The 3,616-nt window shown below is 33.6% G+C and carries 2 protein-coding genes; both read right to left on the bottom strand.

Annotation, left to right across the window (positions count from 1 at the left end; translation table 11 throughout):
- Window positions 1-3,137, bottom strand: a 3,137-nt coding sequence (locus tag ACFO3U_RS07620) for a fibronectin type III domain-containing protein (protein WP_379740105.1), incomplete at its 3' end; no start/stop codon positions are given.
- Window positions 3,138-3,263: 126 nt separating this feature from the next.
- Window positions 3,264-3,616, bottom strand: a 353-nt coding sequence (locus ACFO3U_RS07615; protein ID WP_379740102.1) for a T9SS type A sorting domain-containing protein, incomplete at its 5' end; no start/stop codon positions are given.

The raw sequence follows: 3,616 nt of genomic DNA, 5'->3' as shown, positions 1-3,616 counted from the left end.
GTAAAACCATAACCTGGATTATTTGAAACTGTCCATAAATTTCCTGTACCTACATTTTCTATAGCTGTACAACTTGGTAAAGCAGGAACTGTAGCAGTTTCAAAATCCATCACATAAGGAACATTTGTAGCATCACAATTTGTTGTAAAACTAAACGGTCCAGACCAAGTACTTTCTCCATTTGTACCACAACTTGATCTTACGTAAAAACTGTAAGCAGTGTTTGATGTTAGCCCCATTAAATTATGAGGATTAGTAGTTGTGCCAGTGATATTTGGTGTTCCAGTAGGAGTAAATCCAGAAGTTCCCCATTCAATATCCCAAACTGTAGCAGTTCCATTTTCTGTCCATCCTAAATCCACTGATACATTTGTAATATTTGTTGCTGTTAGAGCAGTTGGTGGTATACATGATGGTGCAGGAATAATATTTACAGAGAAGTCTAATGTTACACCATAACTACCAGAGTAACATGGATCTGGAGCTGGAAGATAATCAGCAGTAGCAATTCTCATTCTATGTGTTCCTAATGTTGCAGTTACAGGCATAATAAATGAAGCATCTAATACTGTTGGATTTGCATTCGTTGATTCACCAGTGAAAACTAATTCTGAAGCATCAAAAGTAAGATTGTCATTAAAATCAATCCATATGTAAGTGTTATAAGTATAACCCGTTGCAAAAGAAATTTGAACATTTGTGTTAACACTCTGTGGTAATGATACACTTGTAGCTGTATGATCAAAATAAGTAACATCTGTTGTTGGAAATGCAGTTGTACCTAATTGAACATTCGTAATACCTAAATCATCATTTGAAGTTGGAAGTGATGTACAATAACATCCAGTAGCAAAAGTAGTATAACTTAATTCTGAACAACTAACTGCATCACCCACTAAATTGTAAGGTGTTAAAGTAAAGTAATAAGTTGTATTAAAATTACCTGTATGTGAATAAGCAGTAACATTTCCTAAATCTACATTGTCAACTACATCATTACCTCCAGAAGTTGTACCAATTGTTATTCTGTAACCATCTGCACCAAGAGTTGCATCCCAAGCAAAAGAAGTAGCAAAATTACCACAAGCAGGATCTGGTGTTACAACTATATTAGAAGCACATGAAGGAACCGTTGCTGGAATTGGCTCCCAAACTACATTATCAATTTTAATTGTTTGGTAACTTCCAAAATTTAAGTGTTTAAATGCAATATAATGATCGGTAGTAGTTACAGTTGAAAAGTCTACGATAAACTCATTGAATCCATCTAATGCTTGAAAAGGTTCTACACCATTATATGTTGTTTCATTTGTTGGATCTGTCATTGTACCAACTTCCATAGCATAATTAGTTCCTCCACTAACTCTAAATTTAAGTCTATGAGTACCATTTGGTAAATCAATCAAATTTGGTGTGATTAAAAGTAAAGTTGAGTTTACATCATCTGAGTTATAAAGTTCTGCACTATTTGGTTCAGTAAATGCAAGATTGTCTTCTATTGAAACTCTAGCAAATCCACTTGTAGAATTCACGATTTTATACCAACAATTTGTAAGTCCACCACTAGGAGTTGTATCAAAATTTTCAGTGAAATTACCAAAAGGTACACAAGCTGTTGTAAATGTAAAAGGGCCTGTCCAATAACTTGTTCCAGAGGTACCACCACAATCTGCCTGTACATAATAATCATATTGAGTATTAGCCGTCAAACCATTTAATACATAAGGATTAGTAGTTACACCAGAAACTAATGTTCCTCCTGTTCCTTGAGTATAACCTGCTGGACCATATTCAATATTCCAAGTTGTTGATGAACCCATTTCTATCCATGCTAATGCAACTGATGTAGTTGCAATTGTACTAACTGACAAACTTATTGGTTCAGGACAACTAGGAGTTTGTCTAACTTGAAAATTATCTACAAAAAATTCAATATCGGCAGCTCCATCATTACTACCTTCAACCATTCTAAATGCAAAACGAACAGTTTGACCTGCAAAAGCATTAATGTTAATTATATTAATTGATCCAGTGTTTGAAGGTGCATTATTTGTATCAAAAGTATAAAGCACAGTCCAATTTCCAGTTCCTGTTGAAGCTAAAACTTCTAAAACATCGTCAGATTCCCAAGGAGTAGTTGGTGCGGATGTACTATTAAATTGTGTAGCAGCTGCATCAAATTTTATTTCATATCCTGTTGCAGGAATTATATATTGTGGAGATATGAACCAATCGTTTGTATTTGATGTATAAAAATTATATTTAATAGCACCTGTAGTTCCTACATTTCCAAAACCATCTTCATACCAATTACCAGCACCTGGATTGGTTGGCCCTGTGTTAGTATCTCCTCCACTAGCTTTTTCCCAGCAAGCTGGTATAAAAGTTGAGAAAGTTTCAGTAGAAGGAACAGTTATTGCAACACAAGCTGTTGTAAAAGTTCCAGACGAAGACCATGAAGAAGTTTCTGTTCCACAATTTGATCTAACCCAATAGTAGTACTGTGAAGAAGGATTTAATCCTGTTAAGTTAGCAGTTGTACCCGATGCAACATTTCCACTTGGAGTAGTAGTACCTGTTGGTGCTGTGTTTGATGTAGAATAATAATAATCATAACCACTTGATGGAACATTAACTGGAGCTACCCATGAAATATCTGCAGTTGTAGTTGTTACATTTGTAGAACTTAAGCCTGAAGGAACAATACAACTTGTTATTAATAATACTGTTGTGTTATGACAATTAGCGGTACCAGCACAAGAGGCATCATCCGATAGATGAATTCTAACTCCAGTTACTGCAATATTAGTTACCGTTTGAGGTGACTGTCCGTGCTGAATAACTGTGTTTGAGGTATCAGTTATTGTAACATAAATATGTGTGCCAGATCCAGACACAGTTCCTGTTTGAGCGGCAAAAACATAATCTTCACCTAAAGTTAATCCAGTTACTGTAGAATATTCTGCAGAACTATATGCACAAGTTGTAATGCCTTGTAATAAACCAGAATTGTTTGAAACAACGTTTCCAAAAGCGTCTGGTCTAATACATTGTGCGCTGACTGATTCAAATGATGTTGAAAATAGTCCAATAAGGACAATCATCAAAAACATTTGCTTTAATGTAGTTTTTTTCATGAAATTGTTAATTATTAAGTTATAGAGTTACGAATTTAAATAAAAAATAACAATAAATATACTTTTTGTTTAAAAAAAAACTGCTCCATATTTGGAGCAGTTAAAAATTATGTTACCAAATTATAATTATTGCTTAATAACTTTAATTGATTTAGTTGTATTACCAACGGTAACATTTACTATATAAGCACCCGCAGTTAATGCAGTCATGTCAATTTGAGTTGAAGTGCTTCCAACTTTTCTTGAAATAACTTCTTGACCTAATAAATTAATCACTTTAACAGAAGATATTTCTAATGAGTAAGATAAATTTAATACATCTTTTACAGGATTTGGATATGCTACAAAACTTGAATTATCAAAAGTATTTGAATTTAAAAATACATCCACATTAATATTATCAACATATAAGTTATATTGATCTGCAGCTGAATGAGCATTGAATCCAAAATAATAAACACCTGATGTTGCTGGTGTAA

This window comes from Flavobacterium ponti (assembly GCF_042652765.1).
GTDB lineage: Bacteria > Bacteroidota > Bacteroidia > Flavobacteriales > Flavobacteriaceae > Flavobacterium > Flavobacterium ponti.
This window is presented reverse-complemented; position numbering and strand designations above follow the sequence as displayed.